The organism is Mycobacterium sp. SA01, from assembly GCF_041287105.1.
Taxonomy (GTDB): Bacteria; Actinomycetota; Actinomycetes; order Mycobacteriales; family Mycobacteriaceae; genus Mycobacterium.
Map to the genome: position 1 here is coordinate 190,900 of NZ_JBGGNO010000016.1, position 23,931 is coordinate 214,830.

Sequence of the window (23,931 nt, forward strand, 5' to 3'; positions counted from 1 at the left end):
CACCGGCGTCACGCCCGTACTACGATCGAGGCTGATGACTGAAGGAGCACCCCAACCAGCGTCGGCGCCGGGGCCGGTCGGCGAGATCCCCCCGCTCGATGTCGTCGGCTCAGGCATCCTTCCCGAGATCGATGACCGGGTGCGCCGACGGTTTGGCCTACTCGAGCGGTTCGCGCCGTGGTTGGGATCACGGTGGGCGGTCGAGTTGTGGTGCACCCCACCGGTTCTCGAGTCAGCTCTACGCATGCCTCCCGGTGTCCCCCCCGGCAGGCCGGTGGAAGCGTTCTGGGATGGCCATCGGGTCGCCGGTGAGGAATGGGGCGAGGGGCCGCCGATTTATCTGGTGCACGGCTGGGGCGGACAGCGCCCGCACCTGGCGATGTTCGTCAAACCGCTGGTGGAAGCCGGGCACCGGGTCGTTGCGTTCGACCTGCCCAGTCACAACGAATCCGATCCCGGTGAGCTCGCTCCCGGGCGTACCACCGCAACCGAGTGTGCCGACGCGATCGCGGCCATGATCCAGACTCATGGGCCTGCCCACGCTGTGGTCGCGCACTCACTGGGCGCGAACGCGACGGCGTTGGCGGCGGCGCAGGGCGCTCCGGTGGGACGTCTGGTCTTTTTCGCGCCCATGGCAGATTTCCCGCTCTATCTCGACCTGTTCGCCGCACGCCATGGCTTCGGCCGCCGGATCCGCGCGGGACTGCACCGTCGTCTGGAAAAACGAATCGCCATGCCGCTGCATGAGACCAACATGACCCGAGTCGGCCGACGAGCCAACTACCCTCCGCTGCTTCTCATCCACGACCCCGACGACCCGGACAGCCCGTATGCCGCCACCGAGCGACTGGCCGCGTCCTGGCACGGTGCGCGCCTACTGACCACCAAGGGCCTGGGCCGACTGGCTCATTACCGGGTCCTGCGCCACCGCCCGGCGATCAATGCCGGGGTGGAGTTCATCGGCGAAAGGGCGGACGATTAGTTTGCCGCCGAGCGGGACCCCGGCCCGAAGTTGCAGGGCCAGAACGTAATCTGCGGACCCTTACGACACCGAGCGCCAGCCCGAGCTGATCAAGTTGGTCACGTCGTTGACCCAGGCCGCGTCCAGCGGGGCGTCGTGTCGGATGATGATGCGGAAGATCGCGCTGCCCACCACGACCTCGGCGAGCAGCGGTAAGTCACCATCATCGGGCGACGGGCTGTACTGCTGGTCGATTCGGGTTCGGAAACTGGTGAGACTGCTGGCGAACCGCGAGATCATCTTGCTGTGAACTTCCGGATCGGCAACGGTATCGGCGATCAGCGCCGGTAGGGCGAGCCGGACCTCGGGGCGGTCGAACATCGCCCGCGTCGCCTCCACCAGCGCCCGGATGTCCTCGGCGACGTCACCGGAGGCGCTGGGCATCGCCATGATTTCGGCGGGCAATATCGCTTCGTGAACCAGCTGCGCCTTGCCGGACCAGCGCCGGTAGATGGCGGCGGTGGTGGTCCCGGCGCGAGCGGCGATGGCCGACAACGACAGTGCCGGATAGCCCGTCTCGAGGAGTAGGTCGCGGGTCGCCCGGATGATCGCCGCGTCGATCTTCTCGTCGCGAGGCCGGCCCGGCGACCGGGAGGGCCCCTTGTCATCGTCGGGCGGATCTGTTCTCATCATTTCCAATATAGCTCGCATCGTATCGTTATTAGGGGAGAACCCGTTGATCCTGAGCCCACTCGACGAATACCCGATCCACCAGGCGCCGGTGCCGATGAGTGCTCCGGCGACCTCGGACCGCAACTTCTACGACCGCTCCTACTTCAACGTGCTCGACCGCGACGGCCGCTTCATGGCGCTGACCGGGATCGGTTACTACCCCCGACTGGGCGTCAAGGATGCCTATCTGCTGATCCGGCGGGGAGACACGCAGACCGCCGTCCGGTTCAGTGACGCGATCGACGACGATCGTCTCCACCAGAACGTCAACGGGTACCGGCTCGACGTCGTCGAGCCCCTGCAGGAACTGCACCTCACCGTCGCCGAGACCGAGGGTGTCTCGGCTGACCTCAGATGGCGCGGGTTGTTCCCGGCGGCGCTGGAGCACCCGCATCAGATGCACTCGGAGCGACGAGTGACGTTGCACGCGTGCCGGTTTGCCCAACTGGGCAGCTGGGAGGGATGGATCGACGTCGACGGTGAACGGCTGAGTGTCGATCCGACGACCTCGGTAGGCAGCCGCGACCGGTCCTGGGGAATCCGGCCCATCGGCGAGCCCGAACCCGCCGGCCGACCGGACACCGCATTCGGCGGCATGTGGTGGCTGTACCTGCCATTGGCCTTCGCCGACTATCAGATCTTCCTGATCATCCAGGAGGATCCGGACGGGCATCGCAGCCTCTACGACTGCAGCCGGCGCTGGCCCGACGGCAGGGTAGAGCAGCTCGACGGCGTGCGCGCAACGATCCACTACACGCCCGGCACCCGCATTCCTTACGGTGCCCACATCGAGATGCTCACCCGATCCGGAAGCCGGCTGCAGCTCGATGTCGAGTCGAAGCTGTTCGCGCCCATCGCATTTGGGTCCGGCTACGGTGGGGATTCCACCTGGGCGCACGGCACGTGGAAGGGTGGCCCGTCCGCCGAGCGCGTCTCCTACGACACGACCGACCCCGAGGTGCTCGCCCGAGCCCCGTTCAGCCTGATCGACCATGTGGGCCGGGCCGTCTGCACCGAGCCCGACGGCAGCACACAGCAGGGCGCGGGTCTGTTCGAGCACGCGATCATCGGCCCACACCACCCGTCGGGGTTCTCCGATTGGACTGACGTTCAGGAGGCGGTGACGCCGTGAAGGTGATGACAGCCCTGTTCGGCCCGACTGATGCCGTCGAGCGCGCGGCCCTGTTACGCGAAGCCGGAGCGTCGGGGGTGTTCACCTTCGAGGGTCCGCGGGAGGTCTTCACGCCCCTGGTCCTGGCATCGACGGTCAAGGGCTTGGACCTGATGACGAACGTGGCGATTGCCTTCCCCCGCAATCCGATCCAGTTGGCCCATGAGGCGAACGACCTGCAGGAGATCTCGCAGGGCCGGTTCATCCTCGGCCTCGGCACTCAGATCCGCGCGCAGATCGAGAAACGCTACGGCGCCGAGTTCGATCGACCGGTGGCGCGGATCAAGGAGATGGTCGGTGCCTTGCGGGCGATCTTCACCGCGTGGAACACCGGTGAGCGCCTCGACTTCCGTGGTGAGTTCTACCGCCACACCCTGATGACACCCACGTTCAATCCCGGCCCGAATCCCTTTGGGCCGCCGCCGATCTATCTCGGCGCGCTCGGCCCGCAGATGACCCGCGCGACGGCCGAAGTGGCCGACGGTCTGCTGGTGATGCCGTTCGGGTCCAAGCGGTTCCTGCACGAGAAGACCATGCCGGCCGTCCGCGCCGGGTTGGCCGCTGCCGGCCGCGACGTCGCCGACTTCGCGGTGGTACCCGAGATCATCGTTTCGGTGGGCGAGGATCACACGTCGACGCGGATGCTCCTGTCGTTCTACGGCTCCACCCCGGCGTACCGCCCGGTGCTGGAGGCGCACGGCTGGGGCGATCTGCAGCCCGAACTCAATGCCATGTCCAAGCAAGGCCGATGGCAGGAGATGGCGACCTTGATCGACGACGAGATGCTCCACACGATTGCCGCATGTGGCACGCCTGCTGAGGTGGCCGCACACATCCGCGATCGTGTCGACGGTGTCTCGGACCGGATCTGCCTGTATCAACCCGGGCCTATCGCTGCCGAGGCACTGGCCGAGATCATCGACGCGTTGGGCTGAAGCGTGCACACCACGACAAGCGAGTTCGCGGACATCATTGACGACCGGTTCGGCGGCAAAGCCTTGGGTTTGGCCGAGCTGACCCGGATCGGGCTTTCCGTCCCAACGGGTTTCGTCATCGCCCATGCCTCCCTGCTGCCCCTCCCGGAGTCGGTCACGGACCGCTTCGCTCAGATGCAGGCGACGGGCGGCTGCCCGGTCGCCGTAAGATCCTCGGCCACCGGAGAGGACGGCGCCGAGCAGTCGTTCGCCGGACAGTACGACACCGTCCTCGGCGTGGATTCGCTGGACGCGTTCGCCGCGGCCGTCCGCAAATGTGCCGCATCGGTCGGCTCCGAACGAGCGTCCTCCTATAGCGGCCACGACGCCGCCACCGGCGCGGTGACCATGCACATTGTGGTCCAGCAGATGGTCGATGCACGGTCGGCCGGAGTGGTGTTCACCGCGGACCCGACGACCGGCCGCAGGGATCTGATGGTGATCGATGCCGTCGCCGGGTTGGGTGAAGCGCTGGTCGACGGATCTGCCATCTCCGACCATCTGGTACTGACCGCCGATGGCAACCAGGCGGTCCGCGAGGTCGGAGACAATCCCGTGCTGTCCGACGAGGAAGTCGCGCAGATTCGCGCGGGTGCGCTGCACGCATCCCGGCATTGGGGCCGGCCGATGGATCTGGAATGGGCGATCGACGCCACCGGGCAGCTGAGATGGTTGCAGGCTCGGCCGATCACCACGCTGCCCGGGGACCTCAACGAGATGGACACCCCGGTGGCCGGCCCGTCCCACGTCTACACCCGATGCAACATCGGCGAGATGATGCCAGGGGCCTTCTGTCCGCTCACCGCGTCGGTCTCGGGCTACGCGATCGACTACGCCATGCAGACCACGCAGGTGGTGGCGCGGGCGCAGGACAGCTACGCCACGCCGTGGCTTCAAGTCGGCTACTTCTACGGACACATGTTCTTGAACATGACCGAAGGCACGGCACTGAGTTCGGGCATCCTCGGAAACTCGCTGGAACAGTTCTCCATGTCGATCTGCGGGCGGGTGGTCGACGAACTCGAACCCAAGCCGCCCAAGCCCTTCATCCCCAAACTGATCAACACCATTCGGCTCACCTCGCATGCGTTGTCCGCCGGTCCGGCCATCCGCCGGCTCGGCGACCAGATCGTCGCGTATCCGATTCCGACCAGTCGCGACGCCAAACACGTTCTGCGGCAACTGGAAGCGGGCGTCGAACTGTACTGCTACGTCACGCTGGTTCACGTGCGGTCGTCATCGCGGGCTGCGGTGGGTGCGAATGTTCTGGAGAGCTATCTGGTGCGCAACGCCGTCAAGAACGGTCTCGATGAGCACGAGGGTCAAGCCGAGGCGGCACGTCTGATGGCCGGTGCCACCGACGTCGAGAGCGCCATGATGGTCGACGAACTGCATGCGGTGGTGCGTGAGATCGTCGCCGACGAGGCGACCGCCGAGCAGTTCCTGGCCGCGCCGCCGGATGAGGCGGTGATCGGCCTGTGTGGTGGCGCCAGCCGGGGCGGTGCGGCGTTGCGGCAGTTCCTGATTCGGCACGGCCACCGCGGTTACCGCGAACTGTGCATGCGCGATCCCGCGTGGGCCGAGGACGCCGACGGACTCGGGTCGATGATGCAGGTCATGGTGCAGTCTGCGCGGAGTTCCGCCGGCGAGCAGTCAACGCGCACACCGATCGATGCACCCCGGTCGCGGACAATCCGGCTGCTGGCCCGGTTGGCTCAGGGCGGTGCCCGCGGGCGCGAGGAGACCAAGTCCAAGATGGCGCTGATGGCCCACCGCCTCAAGCTCGGATACCACCACCTGGGCGAGGTGCTGGCCGATTCCGGGCGTCTTCCCGACGCGGACCTGGTCTTCTTCTTCGATCGCGCCGAGTTGCCATTGGTCGTCGGCGACGAGGACATCGCCGACCTCGTGCACCGCGCGCAGCAGCGCCGGGATGCGCTGCCGTTCCAACAGGCGCTGGAATTCGACGACGTGTCGGTGGGTCGGCCCACCCCCATCCTCGCGCGGGTTGCGGGTGCTCTCACCGACGATCAAATCACTGGGCGGCCGGCCAGCCGGGGCATCGCCGAAGGCACGGTCCGCGTGGCCAAGTCGATCCATGATGCGCGTGATGTCCAGCGTGGCGAGATCCTCGTCGCACCGGTCACCGACGTCGGCTGGACACCATATTTCACCGTGATCGCGGCACTGGTCACCGACATCGGAAGTTCGGTGTCCCATGGCGCGGTCGTGGCGCGGGAGTACGGGCTACCCTGCGTCGTCAACACGCTGATCGGTACCCAGGTACTCAAGACCGGTGATCGAGTCAGAGTGGACGGCGACAAGGGGCTGATCACCCGGCTCGACGCGGCGGCCGGCCTCGATCCCGAGGTTGGTCAGCTGTTCAGCGACCACACCGAGTAGTTCAGGGCTGTCGCGAACAGGCTCCACGCGAAGTACGGGATGAGCAGCGCGGCCGCCGTGCGGTTGGCCTTCCAGAACAGCACCAGGGTCGCGGCCAGGACCACGTCGAGCAGCAGGATGTCCACGAGTGCCACACCACGCCAGCCGAGGCCGAAGAACAACGGTGACCAGACCAGATTCAGGACCAGTTGCGCGGCGTACGCGATGATCGCCGGGTTACCGAATCGGGGGTCGGCCCGCCACACGAGCCAGGCGGCGATCGCCATCAGCGCGTACAAGATGGTCCACACCGGTCCGAAGACGTTGGGCGGCGGCGCCCAATCGGGTTGCTCGAGCCGTCCGTACTCGCTCGCGGCACCAGCAGAGGCAAGCCCGCCCACGGCGGCTACCGCGGCGACAGCGACGAGCGATACGACAAGCGCGAGAATGTGCCGCGAGCCCGTCGTGGCGGGGATCTCCGAGGTCATCTGCGTCCATTTCTGTCGGAAGAGCTCTAGCTCCATATGAGGTATCCGTCGGCGGATCAGTCCGCCGGTGTCACGTCCGTCCCGGACCCCTTGATCGACGCCTTCGCGCGGTTCTCCGCGCGCACCGCTCGCTTGCCCCGCACGTAGCCGGTCGCCGAGATCGACGCCGACAGCAGGGCATTCTCACCCTTGACGAACGGGTGGAACCCGACGCCGACTCCGCCTCGACCCTTCACCGGGATGTCGGCGACTTCGGTTACCTTCCAACTCTTCTCCGACGTCGACAGGATGGCCTCGCCGTTGCCGCACGACACCGGCAATGCGGCGATCACGGTGTCCTCCGGGTCACCGGACGCAAGCTTCACCCCGGCCACACCGTTGCCCGCGGCGCCCTGCGGATTCACCGCGGCCGGGTCGATCCGCAGCACCTTTCCTCGGCGGGTCACCAGCGCCAGGTGGTAGCCCGACGGGAGCACACCCGAGCACAGCAGGCCGGTGATATCTGGTGCCACCGGAATGTCGCGGGTCTTGTACGGCAGACCGTTCCCGGTGGTGAACTTCACCCGCCCGTCGGTCCACACCGCCCAGCCGAGGCCGGAGGTGAGCAGCTCCCCGTGACTGTCGGAGAACACCCCTCGATCGTCCAAACGCCAGGCGGCGTTCATCTTTCGCTCGCGGGGCCCGTCGTCGTCGGCGGCCGAGGTCACCGGGGTGGCCTCCGCGTCGAGGACGGTCCGGCGGTCGAACTCCGGTCCCTTGAACAGTTTCGCGGTCTCGATGAGTTCGGAGTCGATGACCTTCCGGCGCGCGTCGGGATCGGACACCAGCTCGGTCAGCGCCGCGAACTCGGCGTCGAGCTTCTCCGCTTCGGCGCGCAGTTCGATGACGTCGAGCTTGGTTAGGCGGCGAAGCTGCAGTGCCAGAACGTAATCGGCCTGGACGGCGTCGATCCCGAACCGCTCCTGCAGTCCCTGGCGCGCCTCGTCGACGGTGTCGGAGCCGCGAATGACCGCGACCGCGGCGTCGATGTCCAGGTGGATGGTCATCAGGCCGGCCACCAGGTGCCGGCGTGCGGTCACCTTCTCCAGTCGATACTCGCTGCGGTGCAATACCACCGAGTCACGCAGATGAAGGAACGCGGATATCAGCTCGCGCACCGACCACCAGCGCGGCACCCGGTTCTCGTCGAGGGCGACCAGGCTGGCGGCGAATGTCGACTCCAGCGGGGTCAGGGCCAGCAGCTGTTCGCGGATGTCCTCGGCGCTATGGCCGCGCTTGGCGGTGACGACGATGCGCAACCCGTTGCGACGGTCGGTCAGGTCCGACATGTCGGCCACGCCGGACATCTCGCCCGACTCGACCAGCGCCCGGATCCGTTCCTGCACAGTGTTACTCGCGACACCGGGGGGAAGTTCGGTGATGACGCAGTTCTTGCCGTCGACGCTCACCGTGCCGCGCACCGTGAACGCGCCCCGGCCGGTGGTGATGTACTCCCGCAGCCCGGCGGTGCCGACGACCGTCGCCCCGCATCCCCAGTCGGGCCCGGGGATGAGTTTGACCAACCTGTCGTCGGTCATGTTCGGCGTCTTCAACAACGCGCGGCAGGCGGCCATGATCTCGCGGGGATTGTGCGCGGGCACCTTGGTGGCCCACCCTTCGGCGATGCCGACGGCTCCGTTGCACAGCAGCACCGGCCACTGGGCGGGCAGCATCGTCGGCTCGGTCCACTCGCCGTCGAACGTCGCCACCATCGGTACCGCGTGGTCGTCGAGTTCCGCGGTCAGCGCCGCGCCTGGAGCCGACAAGCGCATCTCGGTGTAGCGGTCGGCGGCGGGGATGTCACCCTGGATGCGGGGGAATGCTCCTTGTCCGTCAATGACTTTCACGCGCTGGAACTCGGCAGCCATCAGCGCCGCGGCGCCGTACATCGACGCACCGCCGTGGGGGTGCAGGTTTCCGGTGACCGCCGAGCAGACCTTCGAGGACTTCTGTGGCTTGTTGCCGGGCAGCAGCCTCGAGTCGTGCATCTGATAGAGCAGCCGGCGTTGGCCCGGCTTCAGCCCGTCGAACGCCGACGGGATCGCGCGGTCGCTGACGCTGTAGAGCGCGAACGTGAGCTGGTAGTGGTTCCAGTACTCGTCGGCGCTCTGGTCGAGCACCAGGTCGGAGTTCTGCTCTGGAATGTCCAGGGTGGCGGTCACGTGATACTCCTAGTCGAGGTCCAGCGCAGAGGTGTCGACACGGGCGGCCACATCGGCCATCCACGTGCGCCGGCCCTCGGGCGGTCCGCCGAACAACGTATGGTGCAACTTTTTGTCGTCGTCATCGAGATGGACCCGAATCACCGTGCGCCGCTGTGGATCCAGCACGGTGTTCCAGAAGTCGTCGGCGTCCATCTCACCGAGACCCTTGTTGCGCTGCACCTCCACCCGCTTCTTGGAGGTGTCCTTCAATCTCGCGACAGCCGCGTCGCGCTCGGACTCGTCCTGGCAGTAGATGCGCTCGTCGCCGTTCTTGACCACGAACAGTGGCGGCAGCGTCACGTAGACCATTCCGGCCTCGACGAGCGGGCGGTAGAAGTCGAGGAACATCGAGATCAGGCTCGAGTTGATGTTGCCGCCGTCGGGATCGGCGTCGGAGGCGAACAGGATCCGGTCGTAGCGGCATTGCTCGGGGTCGCAGTTGTCCCGAACCCCGCATCCCAGAATGCGTTCGATGGAATCGAACTCATCCTTGGCCCGGGCTTTGCTCAGTGCGAACCCATAGACGTTGGGCGGCTTGCCTTTCAGCGGGAACGCGGCCTGGAAGGTCGCGTCCCGTGCGGCTTTGATGGTGCCCAGTGCCGAGTCGCCCTCGCACAGGAACAGCTCCGCGCCGGAGCCGCGCCCGGTTTCCCTGCTGGGCAGCAGTTTCGGGGGTAGCGACAGATTCGTGCCCAGTCCCTTGGCTTTCGATGCCGCACGGGACCGGGCTTTGGCGCCCTCGGCGCTGCGCCGCGCCCTGGCGAATTCGAGCGCCAGCTTCGTCCACAGCGACACTGCGTCGCCGTTGGCCGGGTTGGCCGCCCAGACGGTGACGCTGCGTGCGACGTCCGGGGCCATCGCCACATTCAGGGAGCGGGACGACACCGCTGTCTTGGCTTGGGAGTCCCAGGACACGTCGGGGGCGCGGGTGTCGACGGCCAGAGCGGTGACTGCCGCGAAATCCTGTGCCTCCGGGCCTTCTTCGCCCTTGGCCAGGCCCAGGTCGCGAATGCGGGATGCGCGGTCGGCGAGGGCCTCGGACACTCCCTTCATCGCCGCCGCCAGGTGCGACCCACCGCCCGGGGTGCGCACGGTGTTGCAGAACGCAGCCACCGTCGCCGGCTCGGCAGGGCCCGCCGTCAGCGACCACCGAAACGGTGTCGGGCCACGGCTGGTGGTGTATTCGCCCCGGCCCTCCACAACAGCCCGCACGGCGGGTGCCGGAGTCTCGGCGGCGGTGCACATGAGGTCGAGCAATGTGTCGCTACCCCAGGGACCGTCGAACGGCGCGAGCAGGGCAGGCGGGATCTCGTCGCCGGGCCAGCCCTCATCGATGACGACCAAGTGCACACCGGGCGACATCCGCGCCGCCGCATGGGCACGCAGCAGCACCTCGCCGATGTCGACGCGGGAATCGGGCACGACGGTCGAGTCGAACAGGATGCGCACTTCGGTGCCCTGAGCGTCGGGCTTCCGGTTGCTGGTGCCGCGCAGCTTTTGGGTGTCGGACCGGGTGAACGGCGCATCCGGGTCGAACTCGGTGCCCTCGAACACTCCGGGATAGCCCCTGCCGAAGCTCTGCAGGTAGGTCTTTCCGGCCCGGCGTACCGAGACGTCGGTGCGCGCGGAGATGAAGACGGCAGCGGCCGCACCGATTCCGTTCAGGCCGGCCCCGGTGCTGGTGGCGTCGGTGTGCGCGGAGAATTTGCCACCGGCCCGCGCGGTGCCCAGCGTCTTGACGATGCCGTTCTTACCGGTGGTCGGATCGGTGTCGACGGGCAACCCGCGCCCGTCGTCGGCAACACTGACCGATCCGTCGGCGTGCAGCGTGATGGTGACCCGGGACCCGCCGTGGCTGGGATCAGCCACCTCTTCCACCGCGTTGTCGATCAGCTCCCGCAGGGCGGTGTTCAGAACGTCCAGACCGAGGTTGACCGCCGGCCGAAGGCGTGTGTGCTGGACATCGTCGAGCTCGGTGATGTCAGCGGCGGTGTAGCTCACGTCTGGCCCTTTCCCTGGAATGCATCGCCGGTGGAATCGTAAGCGGCCGGTCCGACTTTCTCGTGCAGCCGCAAGGGTGGCCGTGCTTACAGCTCGACATCAGCGCAGGTCACGGGATGTATCCAGGGCGGCGCGGGCACCCGAATAAGTGAGTTGTGTGCAACTAGATCGCGTGCGATATGGTGACCGCATGCCTGGTCCGCGTCTCGATGAACAGCTGTGCTTCGCGCTCTACTCGGCGTCGCGGGCGGTCACTGCCGCCTACCGTCCCATGCTGGACGAACTCGACCTGACCTACCCGCAGTACCTGGTGCTGCTGGTGCTCTGGGAAGAGGAGCCGTGCACAGTGAGCCACCTCGGCGACCGGCTCCATCTCGATTCGGGCACCCTGTCGCCCCTGCTCAAACGTCTCGAGGCGGCCGGCTTCGTGCGCCGGCAGCGCAGCGCGACCGACGAGCGGCGTGTCGAGATCACCCTCACGGCCAAGGGGCGCGCCCTGGAAGAGCGGGCGGCGTGTATTCCGGACCGGCTGTTGGGCTCCGACGATTCGGCCGCCGCGGATCTCGCGGCGCTGCGCGAAGCACTGCACCTGATCACCGCGGAACTGCACGCCCGCGCCAGCAACTGATCTCTCCGAACCGAATCCGACGAAAGGCTGACCCATGTCCGAACTGCCTCCACCCCCGCCGACCACCCGTGCGCGGACGATCGCCCGCTTCGTTCTCGCGGGCGCGATGATCTTCGCCGGATTCAGCCACTTGTTCTGGGCCCGTGAGGAATTCCAGGCTCAGGTTCCCCGGTGGGTGCCGATGGACGCCGACGGCGTCGTCATGGCATCCGGTGGCGTCGAGATCACGCTGGGCGTGGGGCTGGCCCTACTGAACCGGGACCGGGTGCTGGTGGGCAGGCTGCTGGCGGCGTTCTTCATCCTGATCTTCCCGGGCAACATCGCGCAGTACGTCAACCACGCAGACGGCTTCGGTCTCAACAGTGACACCAGTCGCTTCGTGAGGCTGCTGTTCCAACCGGTTCTCGTCGCGTGGGCGCTGTGGGCGACGGGAATCCCGCGCGCCAAGCGGTGACGCCGCGGCTGCCGGGGCCGTCAGGCAGGGGCCCCGATGCGGCGCGCCATGATCGCCTCGGCGACTCTGCGCCCACTCACCAGTGCACCCTGGATCGACGCCGTGTCCCGATGGTCACCGCACAACCACAGCCCGTCCGGACTGCGCACGGGACGCCGCACCACCAGGGGCGCGGGCTGGGCGGGCAACGCATCCGGAATCTCGTGTCGGACAACCAATGTCCACGTCGATGCGTCCAGACCGAGTATGTCGGCGGCGTGCCGGCGCAGCACTGCCTCCGATGGTGGTCGGCGCTGCGGCCCGATGAGCGCCGATGCGGCGATGAGGTGCCGGCCCGGTGGCGCGTAGGTCGGCGCTGCCGAGCTGATCACCGCGGTGTTGACAACCGGTCCGGGTGGCTCGGCTCGGCCGTCGACACTCAGCATGGCCGGCCTGGGCGGCAGGTCGTCCACAGCCCACCAGTCGGTCACGACGCCCTTCATCGCCGGCGGCGGCGCACCGGTCAGGACACTGCTCGCGGGCGCATCGGCGGCCACGACCACCTCACGGGCACGCACTGTCACCTCACCGCCGGTGACGGTCCAGTCGGCTCCAGCGCGGGAGATCCGAGTCACCTTGTGCTGCAGGTGAATCCGATCCATGATGGGTGCGGCGATCAACTCGGGTAGGGCGCGCATGCCGTCGGCAGGCAGGCCCGGAACGCCGAGCGCGAACATCCGCGTCAGCAGCAGGGCGAACGCGTTGGATGTGGAGCCGGTGTCAGCGAGGAGCACACCTGCCAGGAAGCGGTCGAGCACGCGACGGCTGATGCCCTCGACCCGGCAGTGATCAAGGGCGTCGCGAAGATCCGTGTCGTGGTGCGCCGCCGCCAGAACGCCCGGACGCAGGGCGGGAGCAGCCCAGCGGAGCAGGGCCGCCACCTGGCGCGGCGACAGGCCGCCACGCATCAGCATCTGTGGAACGTCCCGGGGCTGACGCAGCGGATGCACCCACTTCACCCGGTCGTGGTCGCGCCGGACAACCACACCGGCGTCGAACGGCTGCAATTTCAGGTCGTGGACCGCCACCGCTCCGTGAAGCGCCGGATAGGCGGGATTGAGCACCTGGAAGCCGCGGTCGCAGCGAAAGCCGTCGACGACGTCGGTGCGGATACGGCCCCCCACCCGGTCCTCGGCCTCCCAGACCGCCACCTCGTACCCGCGCTCGGCAAGTACAACGGCGCATCTCAACCCTGCGAGACCGGCACCGATCACCAGTACATCGCAGTCGTCGACCCGGGGTTGCTCACTCATTGGCGTCTCCGGCCGTCCAGTCGTCCAACACATCACCAGCTTCCCAGCGTGACGGTAATCTCGACGCGGACGTCAGCAATCGGTAATGGCTCTCGACATGGCACCCCTGCCGTCGCTGTGATTCGCTCGACGCAGCGCTTCGTCAAGGTCTGGCGTCGCGATGCAATGAGCGATCCGGTGCCGAGACGTTGCCTATCGCAAGAGCGCCGCCATGCGTACCCGTGAAATGTGCGGGGTACCCATCGGCCACGACTCGAGGGAGGTCACGGGGTGGATGCCCAAGCGCAGGTCTCGCAGCTGAGTCGCGAACGCCGTGAGGCCCTTGCCAGGCGTATCCGGTCTCGGATGTCCGAAGCCGGCGGGCCGCCCGCCGATCACGACGTGAGTGTCGTGGGTGGTGGCGCCGCGGCTCTCACCCTGGCTCTGGAAATTCGCCGGGCGCGGCCGAGCACGCGAGTCCAGGTGATCGAACCCCACGTCCACCCGGTCCCGGAGATGACCCACACGGTGGGGGAGTCGACCGTCGAGGTGTCGGCTCACTACCTGCGTGACCGTCTCGGCCTCGGCGATCACTTGAGCACTTCTCAGATCCGCAAGATGGGGTTGCGGATGTTCTTTTCCGTCGATCGCAACACCGACATCGCGCAACGGATGGAGCTGGGCAGTTCGTCGTTCGTACCGCAGGTGACCTATCAGATCGACCGCGGGCGATTGGAGAACGAGCTCAGCAGACGCTGCCTGGCGGAGGGTGTGGAGATCACGCACGGCCGGGTCAGTGCGGTGGAACTGAGCGAAGGGCAGGGGCCCCACACCATTTCGGTCCAGGACGGTGAGTCCATCACCCGGACCACGGCACGGTGGGTGGTGGACGCGTCCGGGCGTAACCGATTCCTGCCCCGTCACTTGAATATCCGGCAGGCCAACGCACACGACTGCAACGCCGTATGGTTCCGCGTCGCAACGGAAATCGACGTCGGCCGGTGGAGCGACGACCCGGACTGGCAGAGCCGCCTGGTCGAAGGCGACCGCGCACTGTCCACCAATCACCTGATGGGCGAGGGCTACTGGGTCTGGTTGATCCGCCTCGCGTCCGGTGCCACCAGCGTCGGCATCGTCGCCGACCCGGCCTACCATCCGTTCGACACGTTCAACACCCTCGAGAAGGCCACCGCGTGGCTGCGCGACCACGAGCCCCAGTGCGCGGCCGTGGTGGACGAGCACGCGCATGACATCAAAGATTTCCGCGTCATGAAGAAGTACAGCCACGGCGCGGCACAGGTTTACGACGGCACCGCCCGCTGGTGCCTGACCGGCGACGCGGGCATCTTCCTCGACCCGCTCTACTCGTCGGGGCTCGATCTCGTCGCGATCGGTAACGGACTGATCACCGACATGATCACCCGTGAACTCGACGGTGATGATGTCGTCGCGCGCGCGCAGATCAGCGACACACTCTTTCGCTCGCTGACCGAGATGTGGCTTGCGGTGTACCAGGACCAGTACTCACTGATGGGCGTGCCGAGCGTGATGTCGGCGAAGATCATCTGGGACGTCGCCTTCTACTGGGGATTCATCGGTCTGTTGTACGTCAACGGCCGGTATGTGAACCTCGCCGACGATCCCGGCTTCGTACCGCACCTCGACGGTCTCATCGCTCTGAGCAACCGCGTGCAGAAGTTCTTCCGCGAGTGGGCCGCAGTCGAAACCGGAACTCCCACGGTGTCCTTCGTCGACCTGTACGCACCGTTGAACTTCATGGTGACTCTGCACAAAGCGATGATGGGCCCGAGTGAGAACTTCGACGAGCAGTTCGACATCAACGCCGACATGCTGCGCCGACTGGCCGGACAGCTGGTCGAGACAGTCCTCGCCGAGAAGTCGGCGATGTTCGGCGACGACGACGTCATGCGCCAGGTGCAGGAGTGGCAGCGGGACCCCCTGCTGCACGAGTTGCGGTCCGTCTACCGCCACCGGCAGGACAACGATCCCCTCAGCAGCGACTGGATTGTCAGCACCTCGCCCGCCCTTCAGACGAGCTGACCGGTGACCATGCTCAGCGATCACAGCGGCCGCGAGCCGCTGGCCATCGTCGGTATCGGATGCCGCTTGCCCGGCGGGGCCGATTCGGCGGACCGTCTGTGGGGTCTGCTCTGTAGCGAGACCGACGCGACCTGTGTCGTGCCCGAATCGCGCTGGAACGCCGACCGCTATCACGACCCCAACCCGGCCAAAGTCGGCAAGATCGTGACCCGCCGCGGCGGATTCCTCAGCGAGATAGACCAATTCGATCCTCAATTCTTCGGAATCTCGCCGCGCGAGGCGCATTCTCTCGACCCCCAGCAGCGCCTCCTGCTGCACGCCGCGTGGGAAGCGCTGGAGGACGGCGGACTTCCCGCCGACAGCCTGGCCGGCAGCGATGTCGGGGTGTTCATCGGCGGCTTCACCCTCGACTATCAACTGCTACAGAACCTGGGCCGTACCAGTCGCTACCGGTTCAAGGCGCATTCGGCCACCGGGATGATGATGACGATGCTGGCCAACCGGCTCTCGCACGCATTCGACTTCCGCGGGCCCAGCGTGACGGTCGACACGGCCTGCTCGGGTTCGCTCGTCGCCGTACACCTTGCCGCACAGAGCATCTGGAACGGCGAGTGCACCGTGGCGTTGGCCGGCGGCGTCAACATCATGGGCGGGCCCAACACCGCGATCGCGGAGTCCAAGAGCGGATTCCTCAGTCCCGAAGGACGTTCCAAAGCGTTCAGTGACTCGGCCGACGGCTACGCCCGCGGCGAAGGCGGCGCCGTCGTCATCATCAAACCCCTGCGCCAAGCGCTCGACGACGGCGACGACATCTATGCGCAGATCCTCGGCACCGCCGTGTCGCAGGACGGTCATACCGACGGCATCACCGTTCCGCGTCAGGAGGCACAGGAAGCCGCCATCAGGACGGCGCTGGCGCGAGCAGGCGTCGCGCCCAACGACATCGGATATGTCGAAGCCCATGGCACCGGAACGCCCGTCGGAGATCCGATCGAGATGCGCGCGCTGGCGGGCGCGCTGACAGCCGACCGATCACCGGCCGATCCGCTTCTGATCGGGTCGATCAAGACCAACATCGGTCACCTCGAAGCGGGGGCCGGTGTTGCCGGGCTGATCAAAGCCGCGTTGGTGGCCAAGCACGGCTACATTCCGGCCAACCTACATCTCGACGAGCCCACCCGGCACGTCTCCCTGACGGAACTCAAGATCGACGTACCCGCCACCGGCCGGCCGTTCCCCGCCGACAAGCGCCGGCTCGTCGGCGTCAACTCGTTCGGCTTCGGCGGTACCAATGCCCACGTGGTTCTCGCGGGGCCACCCGCCGCGGCGGGCCCCAGCCCCGAGCCGCTCGAGCCGCAACTACCTGCGGTACTTCCCATCTCGGCGCGCAGCGAGGAGGCCCTGGTTGCGGCAGCCGGCCGGCTCGCCGGTCATCTCGACGCGGACCCGGACCTCACGCTGTCCGATCTGCAGTACACGCTGGGATTGCGGCGCTCACATCTGAACTACCGGCACGTCATCATCGCCGACAGCAAAGATGATGTACGGCAACAACTTCAACTTCTCGCCGACGGTGGGCCGATCTCGGGACGCACTGCGGGTGCCGCGCCCAAGCTCGCCTTCGTCTGCACGGGGATGGGCCCACAGTGGTGGCGGATGTGCCGAGGGCTACTCGACGTCCTTCCGGCCTTCACCGACAGCATCCTGCGCTGCGATCGCGAGCTTGCGCAGTACACCGGGTGGTCTCTCGTCGACGAACTGCGACGTGACGAGGCCACCTCGCGGATGACCGAGACCGAGGTGGCGCAGCCGGCCAACTTCGCCGTCCAGATCGCTCTGGCCGAACAGCTGTCGCAGTACGGGATCCGCCCGGATGCGGTAATCGGGCACAGTGCAGGCGAAGTCGCCGCCCACCATATCGCCGGCCTGCTGACCTTCGAGCAAGCTGTCGAGGTCGTCTACCACCGGAGCCGCCTTCAGCAGCGCACCAGTGGGCAAGGCCGGATGCTCGCCGTCGGCACCGACGCCGATTCGCTGATGCGAGCGATGGACCCGCAGATGCAGGCCGAATTCGGCAGGCGGTTATCGATAGCGGCGATCAACAGCCCGTCCGCGGTCACCGTTGCCGGGGACGGGGACGTCCTCGCCGTGTTGGCTCCGCACCTGGATGAGCTGGGGATCTTCAATCGCTATCTCACCGGGAAGGTGCCGTACCACACGCATTTCATGGATGCGATCAAAGACGATCTGCTCGGTGCGCTCGACGGGATGTCGTCGAAGGATGCCACCATGCCGCTGTATTCGACAGTCACCGGCGAGCGGCTGGACCGGTATCAGGCCGGCGCCGCGTACTGGTGGCAGAACACGCGGGCGACGGTGCTCTTCGAGCCCGCGATCCGGCGAATGGTGGAAGACGGCTACACCCACTTCGTCGAGCTCGGCCCGCATCCCGCGCTGGCGGCGTCGATCGTGGAAACCGCGGGCCAGCAGAAAATCTCTGTGACGGCCGTCCAGCGACGCGACCAGGACGACGTCCGCACGCTTCTCAATTGTGTTGGCACGCTGCACTGCAATGGCCACGACATCGCATGGGACGCACTCCAGCACCGTGCTGGCGCTCGCCTGGCGAAGCTGCCGAGCTACCCGTGGCAGACCAAACGCTTCTGGAATGAAACCCGGGAATCCACCGAAGCTCTGTTCTACAAGCCGGTGCATCCCCTTCTCGGACAGCGGATCAGTGCGCTGCACCCCACCTGGGAAGCGGAACTGAGCACCGTGTTCAATCCGTTCCTCGCCGACCATCGGGTGCAGGGAAGTGTGGTCCTGCCGGGGGCGGTCTACATCGAGATGGGTATGGCGGTGGCGAACGCCGTCTACGGCTCGGACTTCAGCGTCGACAATGTGGTGCTGCATCGTGCGGTGATCCTCGACGACACCTGCGATCCGATCCTGCGGACCACCCTCAACGAGCAGGACGGCACACTGGAATTCGCGTCGTTCACCGCGACAGCGGACGGTGAACCCAAGTGGGCCATCACCGCCACCGCCGAACTCAACGTCCGGCCACCAGCGCCCAAGACGATGGCCTCGGCAGACTGCGCCGAGTCGGTCGTCTCGATCAGCGGCGCCGACTTCTACCGTCGCACCGAGTCCATCGGCTTCGACTACGGCGACGCCTTCCGGACCGTCCGTAAGGTCACCGCGGGCGAGGACTGGGCCGTTGCCGACATCGCGGTGCCCGAATCAATCGTCGATGAGGTGGCGCGATTCCGGTTCCACCCGGCTCTCATCGACGGGGCGTTCCAGGCGTTGTTCGGCGCACCGTTCCTCGGTCAGGAAGAGAACGAGGATCCGTTCCTGCCGGTTCGGATCCGGCAGTGCGCCGTCTACGGCGCACCCGCGCCGGAGATGTCGGTTCACGTCCGCGTGGTGTCGGTGAGCAAGGCGCACGTCGAAAGCGACATCACGATCACCGAGCCGGACGGTACGCCGCTCGCGGTCATCACCGGGTTCGCCGTGCAGTCGTTGAGCGAGTCGTCGCGCATGTCGCCCGACCGTATCGACAAGGGAGTCCTACAGATTCAGTGGCAGCGCATGGCGGACCAGCCACCCGGCGAGGAGATCGGTGCCGCCGGCCCGACGTCGTGGCTGCTCCTCGGCGACGACACGGGTGTGGGAGCGGCCATTGCCGAGGAGATGCGTCGCCGAGGCCACCGCGTCCGCGTAGTCGGCCACGACGGCGGAGATGAACTCGCTGCGATAGATTTCGGCGCGCTGTTCGCCGACGATCTCCACGGGATCATCGACTGCTGGCCGCTGGACATCACGGAATCGCGTTCCGTCGAGGACCAACACCAGCTCGGCGTACTCACCGTGTTGCGGCTCGCGAAAGCCCTTGCCCAACACGACACCCCCGACCAGGTTCGCCTGCATCTGGTCACCGCGAACGCCCAACCTGCACCGGACACCGAACTGCGCGGTGTCGACCAGGCCGCGGTGTGGGGTCTCGGTCGCGTCATCGGCCACCAGGAGCTACCGGAGCACTGGGGCGGACTCATCGACATCGATGCCGCCGACGACCACGCCCAGACGGCGGCCCGCATCTGCGAACACCTCCTCAGCGGGGAGCCCGAAGATCAGATCGCCATCCGCGGCGAGGTGACCTACGTGCCGCGTCTGCGGCCGTGCGATCAGCTGAGGCGGCCCTTTCCCACCAAACTCAGCCCGGACGCCACCTACGTCGTCACCGGCGGGGCAGGCGCACTCGGTCGGGTGGTCGCCACGTATCTCGCGGAGCGGGGCGCGCGGCATATCGCCTTGTGGGGTCGCAGTACGGTCCCCCCGAGAGACAGCTGGCCCGGCCTCACCGCGGAGCATCGCCATTTCGAGACCGTCAAGACGATTGTCGACATCGAACGTCTCGGCGTGCACGTCACCACGGCGAGCATCGACGTCGCCGACCGTGAGCAGGTTTCGACATGGTTGCGCGACCACGCCGGCGGCGGCGGACGACCGGTGCGCGGAATCATCCACGCCGCCGGATCGGTCAACGACCAACTGCTGGTGAACATCAGCGAAGACGACTTCACCGCGGTGATGGCGCCCAAGGTGACCGGCGCGCGCGTGCTGCACGACGCCTTGAAAGACCACGAGCTCGACTTCTTCGTGATGTTCGGCTCCGCCGGGTCGACGATCGCCTCGCCGGGGCAGGGCAACTATGCAGCGGCCAACGCCTTCCTCGACGCATTCGCGCACTATCGCCGGGAACAGGGTTTGCCGGCACTCACGATCGGTTGGGGTCCCTGGTCGGTGGGGATGGTCGAAGAGCTCAACCTCGAAAAGCTTTACGCTGCACGAGGTATCGAACTCATCACCCCCGCGGTGGGTGCTCTGATCCTCGATCGGCTCATCAACCAACAACCGGCCGATGTCGTCGCCATCAGCGCCGACTGGGGCCGGGCCCGCCAAGCCGGGCTCGGCAGCCGTCTGCCGATGATGTTCGCCGAACTCGGAACCTCCGAGACCCTACCCGGCGCAGGCGAATCCGACGGTTCGATACTCATGATGCTCGCGACGACTCCCGAAGCCGACCGGCCTGCGGTCATCGCTGATCAGCTCCGGCAGATCGTGGCAGCTGTCTTCGACTGCGCCGTAGAAGATTTCGAGCCGGACGACATGCTCGACGATATCGGCCTGGATTCGATGATGGCCATGGACTTCCGAGTGCGGATCAACATGACCTTCTCGATCGACCTGCCGGTACTCGAGATCCTTCGTGGCGTGAGCGTGAACTCGCTGGCCGACCGGGTACTCGCCGAGTTGCACTTCATCCATGGTGACGTCGCCACGGCAACTACCGAATCGGAAGGGCCAACCGAGGAGCCGGACCTCGACGACGAGCTGGACCAGTTGATGGCCGAACTGTCCGATGCCGAACTGCAGGAACTGCTCACGCAGCTGGAGAACGAGCCCGAATCGGATGCCGGCGAGGCATTCTCATGATTGCGGCATCGGCGGTTCAGGTCGAGGGACTGTCCAAGTCCTACGGCCGGCTGCAGGCCGTTCGCGATCTCGATCTCGAGGTCGGCTACGGTGAGATCTTCGCGATCCTCGGGCCCAACGGGGCGGGCAAGTCCACGACCATCGAGATTCTGGAAGGGCACCGCAAACGCGACTCGGGGCGGGTTCAGGTGCTCGGCGAAGATCCTGCAGATGCAGGGCGCAGTTGGCGCGCCAGGATCGGTATCGTCTTGCAGGAGACCAGCGACTTCGGCGTTCTGACGGTGCTGGAAACCGTGCGGATGTTTGCGAAGTGCTACGGCGAGGCGCGGGCCCGGGTCCCCGAGGAACTGCTGGAGCTTGTCGGCTTGACGTCCAGCGCCGGCTCGCGGGTCCGGACACTGTCGGGAGGGCAGCGTCGCCGCCTCGACGTCGCGCTGGGCATCATCGCCCAACCGGAGCTGCTCTTTCTCGACGAGCCGACCACCGGATTCGATCCGGAGGCACGGCGCCAGTTCTGGGACCTCATCAGGCTCCTGGCCAGCGATGGCACCACCATCCTCCTGACGACGCACTATCTGGAAGAGGCAGCCGCACTGGCGGATCGGGTCGCCGTGGTGGCCGGTGGCCGAGTGGCGGCCGTCGATTCTCCCGCACGTCTGACCGCGCACGTCAACAGCGCGGCCACGGTGCAGTGGATGGACGGCGACCAGCTGCGCGTGGAGCACACCGACCATCCGACCGAGTTCATCAGGCAACAGTCTGCCGACGGCACCGAACTGGCCCAGCTCACCGTCACCCGGCCCACCCTCGAGGATGCCTACCTGCAACTGATCGGGATGGCGTGATGTCGGTCGACTCAACCCCGCGTAACGGGGCCCAGCCGCAGCATCGCGGCGCCGCAGCGGCAACAGCCCTGCCCTCGGCCGTACGGATCGGGTTGTCGCGAGTCATCCCCGAGCTGAAGATGTTCTACCGGCGTCCCGAGCAAGTGGTGCTGACGTTTTCGATGCCGGCGATCATCTGCATTCTTCTGGGGTCGATCTTCTCCGCGAAGATCCCCGGCACGCAGACCAGTACCGGCGCCGTGATAGCCGCCAGCATGCTGGCCTACGGAATCCTCTCCACGTCGTTCATCAACCTCGGCATCGGTATCGCTGCCGACCGTGAAACCGGCGCTCTTCGCCGCCTGCGCGGGACGCCGGCGACCGCATCGTCGTATTTCATCGGCAAGATCATCTTGGTTGCCATCGCCAGCCTCGCCGAGGCGGTCGTGCTCCTGGCGTTGGGGGTGGCGGCTTTTCAGCTTCAACTGCCCAGCGACGTATACGCGTGGTTCACGCTGGCCTGGGTGTTCGTCCTGGGCATCATCAGCTGTTCGTTGCTGGGCATTCTGGTGAGCAACTTCGCCGGCAACGCCGTCTCCGCGGCGGTGATGACGAATGGGCCTGCCGTCGGTCTGCAGTTCGTGTCGGGCACCTATGTGCCGCTGATGGCCTTGCCGACCTGGATGTTGATCGTCGGGTCCATCTTCCCGGTCAAGTGGATGGCGCAGGGTTTCCGCTCGGTGCTGCTGCCCGCGCAGATGGTTGCCTTCGAGCCGGCAGGCAGCTGGGAGCACGGGCGTATCTTCCTGGTGCTGGCCGCGTGGAGCATCGGCGGTCTGATGGCCTGCCTCTACATCTTCCGATGGTCGGACAAGGGCTGACGCCCATGCCGCCACTGCTGAACATCGCCTACCATTTTTTCCTGCAGATCGCGGTCATCCTCCTGACCTACCGGCTGCTGTGGCCGCTGTTCCGCAGGCTGGCCCAGGTGCAGGTCGTCGCGATCATGGTTGCCGGCTTCCTGCTCGGGCCTTCGGTTTTGGGGTGGATCTGGCCTGCCGCACAACAGTGGCTGTTTCCAGCCAAGCTGACGATCGGCGCCGAAACGATCGTGCACCCGAACCTCACGGTCATCTATGTCGTCGGCCAGCTCGGCCTCGTCCTGTACATGTTCCTCGTGGGCTCCTCGTTCCAGCTGAGCATCCTGGGAGCACACTCCCGACAGGCGGGTGCCACCGCCGCCACCGGAATCGGAGTACCACTGATCCTCGGTGGCGTCCTGGGCTGGGTGATGGTGAGCCTCGGCGGCTACTTCACCGACAAGGTGGCGCACTGGCAGGGCGGCCTCTTCGTGGCGGCCGCGGTGGCGATCACCGCCTTCCCGATGCTGGCGTGGATCGTCTACGACTCCGGACTCCTCAACACCCGGCTCGGAACGATGGCGTTGTCCTGCGCCGCAATCGACGACGCCTCTCCTGGATCCTGCTGGCAACGGTTGTCGCGACCGCGAAAGGTCATGTGACAGGCGCGATTCTGGCCATCGGGGGTGGAATCGCCTACCTGCTGCTGATGATCTACGTGGGCCGGCCACTGCTGCGCCGGCTGGAGAGCTGGACACCTGCACGCGCTGACGTCGAGCGCACTGGCGGGTTACCGATCGCGCATACGAGCATCGTGCTTCTGGTCGTACTCACCGCGAGCTGGTTCACCGATCTGGTCGGGATCTATTCCGTATTCGGCGCTTTCGTGGCGGGTGTGGTGATGCCCCGCGGCGCATTCCTGGATGCGATCCGTGAGCGGTTCGAGCCACTGGTGGCCTATCTGCTGCTCCCGGCGTTCTTCATCTATTCGGGGCTCAACACTCAACTGACGTTGATCTTCGACTCGTCGACTCTGCTCATGGCGGGCATCGTCCTGGTCGTGTCCTTCGCCGCGAAGTTCGGGGCCGTCGGTTTGGCCGCACGCTGGCAGGGCATGAGCTGGTACGAGGCGGGCTCGATGGGAGCACTGGCAAACGCCCGCGGTCTGATGGAGCTGATCCTGCTGAACATCGGTCTGGAAGCGGAACTGATCTCCGGCAAGCTCTACACGATTCTGGCGGTCATGACGATCATCACCACGTTCGTCGCCACACCGTTGCAGCGGCTGTTCGAACGCCGCCTGGCCAGGTCTGGCGGGAAATTCGGCCCGGAGGGGGAGGAACCCTACGGCAAGGAGCCGGCCGCCGCGTGACCGAGAC

Annotated in this window: 15 protein-coding genes and 1 pseudogene; 11 read left to right on the top strand and 5 right to left on the bottom strand. The window is 66.6% G+C overall.

All coding sequences use genetic code 11. The features are described 5' to 3' along the window. The first annotated feature begins 34 nt into the window (after nt 1-34). Nucleotides 35-982: an alpha/beta fold hydrolase gene (locus tag AB4879_RS08705; RefSeq protein ID WP_102805884.1), complete on the top strand. Its 948-nt coding sequence runs from the start codon at nt 35-37 to the stop codon at nt 980-982. 60 nt (nt 983-1,042) lie between these two features. On the opposite strand, the gene AB4879_RS08710 is transcribed toward AB4879_RS08705, so the two are convergent. After that, a complete protein-coding gene (locus AB4879_RS08710) occupies nt 1,043-1,651 on the bottom strand; it encodes a TetR-like C-terminal domain-containing protein (protein WP_370507271.1) in 609 nt (202 codons plus the stop codon). A 97-nt stretch (nt 1,652-1,748) separates the two neighbouring features. On the opposite strand from AB4879_RS08710, the gene AB4879_RS08715 reads away from it, so the two are divergent. The 3 genes from AB4879_RS08715 to AB4879_RS08725 are packed head-to-tail and all read left to right on the top strand — an operon-like array spanning nt 1,749 to nt 6,241. Beyond that, the gene (locus AB4879_RS08715) at nt 1,749-2,825 is read left to right on the top strand and encodes a hypothetical protein (protein WP_370507471.1); all 1,077 of its coding nucleotides are present in this window, start codon (nt 1,749-1,751) and stop codon (nt 2,823-2,825) included. Continuing rightward, nucleotides 2,822-3,799: a TIGR03617 family F420-dependent LLM class oxidoreductase gene (locus AB4879_RS08720; RefSeq protein WP_370507272.1), complete on the top strand. Its 978-nt coding sequence runs from the start codon at nt 2,822-2,824 to the stop codon at nt 3,797-3,799. Before AB4879_RS08715 ends, AB4879_RS08720 begins: the two co-directional genes overlap by 4 nt. Nucleotides 3,800-3,802: 3 nt before the next feature. Continuing rightward, the gene (locus AB4879_RS08725; RefSeq protein ID WP_370507273.1) at nt 3,803-6,241 is read left to right on the top strand and encodes a PEP/pyruvate-binding domain-containing protein; all 2,439 of its coding nucleotides are present in this window, start codon (nt 3,803-3,805) and stop codon (nt 6,239-6,241) included. Here AB4879_RS08725 and AB4879_RS08730 read toward each other — a convergent pair. The 3 genes from AB4879_RS08730 to AB4879_RS08740 are packed head-to-tail and all read right to left on the bottom strand — an operon-like array spanning nt 6,214 to nt 10,952. Continuing rightward, nucleotides 6,214-6,708, bottom strand: coding sequence for a TspO/MBR family protein (locus AB4879_RS08730; protein ID WP_370507274.1), 495 nt, complete (start codon nt 6,706-6,708; stop codon nt 6,214-6,216). The two genes, AB4879_RS08725 and AB4879_RS08730, sit on opposite strands and share 28 nt — an antisense overlap. Before the next feature lie 56 nt (nt 6,709-6,764). Beyond that, nucleotides 6,765-8,909, bottom strand: coding sequence for a DNA gyrase subunit A (locus AB4879_RS08735; RefSeq protein ID WP_370507275.1), 2,145 nt, complete (start codon nt 8,907-8,909; stop codon nt 6,765-6,767). 9 nt (nt 8,910-8,918) lie between these two features. Continuing rightward, nucleotides 8,919-10,952, bottom strand: a complete 2,034-nt coding sequence (locus AB4879_RS08740; RefSeq protein ID WP_370507276.1) for a toprim domain-containing protein — start codon at nt 10,950-10,952, stop codon at nt 8,919-8,921. 190 nt (nt 10,953-11,142) lie between these two features. On the opposite strand from AB4879_RS08740, the gene AB4879_RS08745 reads away from it, so the two are divergent. Together AB4879_RS08745 and AB4879_RS08750 are read left to right on the top strand one after the other, a co-directional pair. Beyond that, nucleotides 11,143-11,580, top strand: coding sequence for a MarR family winged helix-turn-helix transcriptional regulator (locus AB4879_RS08745; protein ID WP_370507277.1), 438 nt, complete (start codon nt 11,143-11,145; stop codon nt 11,578-11,580). Nucleotides 11,581-11,614: 34 nt separating this feature from the next. After that, complete coding sequence (locus AB4879_RS08750; protein ID WP_102805897.1) at nt 11,615-12,034, top strand: hypothetical protein; 420 nt, start codon at nt 11,615-11,617, stop codon at nt 12,032-12,034. 20 nt (nt 12,035-12,054) lie between these two features. Here AB4879_RS08750 and AB4879_RS08755 read toward each other — a convergent pair whose 3' ends face one another. Beyond that, nucleotides 12,055-13,326 carry a flavin monoamine oxidase family protein gene (locus AB4879_RS08755; RefSeq protein ID WP_370507278.1) on the bottom strand — a complete coding sequence of 424 codons (1,272 nt, stop codon included), beginning with the start codon at nt 13,324-13,326 and terminating at the stop codon, nt 12,055-12,057. A 270-nt stretch (nt 13,327-13,596) separates the two neighbouring features. Here AB4879_RS08755 and AB4879_RS08760 point away from each other — a divergent pair, with 270 nt between their 5' ends. The 5 genes and pseudogenes from AB4879_RS08760 to AB4879_RS08780 all read left to right on the top strand — a co-directional run bounded on the left by AB4879_RS08760 (nt 13,597) and on the right by AB4879_RS08780 (nt 23,924). After that, nucleotides 13,597-15,366, top strand: coding sequence for an NAD(P)/FAD-dependent oxidoreductase (locus AB4879_RS08760; RefSeq protein WP_370507279.1), 1,770 nt, complete (start codon nt 13,597-13,599; stop codon nt 15,364-15,366). Nucleotides 15,367-15,375: 9 nt separating this feature from the next. After that, on the top strand, nt 15,376-20,868 hold the full coding sequence (locus AB4879_RS08765) for a type I polyketide synthase (RefSeq protein WP_370507472.1): 5,493 nt from the start codon (nt 15,376-15,378) through the stop codon (nt 20,866-20,868). After that, nucleotides 20,865-21,713: an ABC transporter ATP-binding protein gene (locus tag AB4879_RS08770; RefSeq protein WP_370507280.1), complete on the top strand. Its 849-nt coding sequence runs from the start codon at nt 20,865-20,867 to the stop codon at nt 21,711-21,713. Before AB4879_RS08765 ends, AB4879_RS08770 begins: the two co-directional genes overlap by 4 nt. Continuing rightward, nucleotides 21,713-22,573 carry an ABC transporter permease gene (locus AB4879_RS08775; protein ID WP_102805901.1) on the top strand — a complete coding sequence of 287 codons (861 nt, stop codon included), beginning with the start codon at nt 21,713-21,715 and terminating at the stop codon, nt 22,571-22,573. The genes AB4879_RS08770 and AB4879_RS08775 overlap by 1 nt, the downstream gene beginning before the upstream one ends. A gap of 5 nt (nt 22,574-22,578) precedes the next feature. Then, a pseudogene (locus AB4879_RS08780) lies at nt 22,579-23,924 on the top strand (cation:proton antiporter). The last annotated feature ends 7 nt before the right edge of the window (nt 23,925-23,931 follow it).

Bases quoted from the DNA above. Each gene is read 5' to 3' on its own strand.
- AB4879_RS08705 (WP_102805884.1), top strand. From the start codon at position 35: ATGACTGAAGGAGCACCCCAACCAGCGTCGGCGCCGGGGCCGGTCGGC.
- AB4879_RS08710 (WP_370507271.1), bottom strand. From the start codon at position 1,651: ATGAGAACAGATCCGCCCGACGATGACAAGGGGCCCTCCCGGTCGCCG.
- AB4879_RS08715 (WP_370507471.1), top strand. From the start codon at position 1,749: ATGAGTGCTCCGGCGACCTCGGACCGCAACTTCTACGACCGCTCCTAC.
- AB4879_RS08730 (WP_370507274.1), bottom strand. From the start codon at position 6,708: ATGACCTCGGAGATCCCCGCCACGACGGGCTCGCGGCACATTCTCGCG.
- AB4879_RS08745 (WP_370507277.1), top strand. From the start codon at position 11,143: ATGCCTGGTCCGCGTCTCGATGAACAGCTGTGCTTCGCGCTCTACTCG.
- AB4879_RS08750 (WP_102805897.1), top strand. From the start codon at position 11,615: ATGTCCGAACTGCCTCCACCCCCGCCGACCACCCGTGCGCGGACGATC.
- AB4879_RS08755 (WP_370507278.1), bottom strand. From the start codon at position 13,326: ATGAGTGAGCAACCCCGGGTCGACGACTGCGATGTACTGGTGATCGGT.
- AB4879_RS08765 (WP_370507472.1), top strand. From the start codon at position 15,376: ATGCTCAGCGATCACAGCGGCCGCGAGCCGCTGGCCATCGTCGGTATC.
- AB4879_RS08770 (WP_370507280.1), top strand. From the start codon at position 20,865: ATGATTGCGGCATCGGCGGTTCAGGTCGAGGGACTGTCCAAGTCCTAC.
- AB4879_RS08775 (WP_102805901.1), top strand. From the start codon at position 21,713: ATGTCGGTCGACTCAACCCCGCGTAACGGGGCCCAGCCGCAGCATCGC.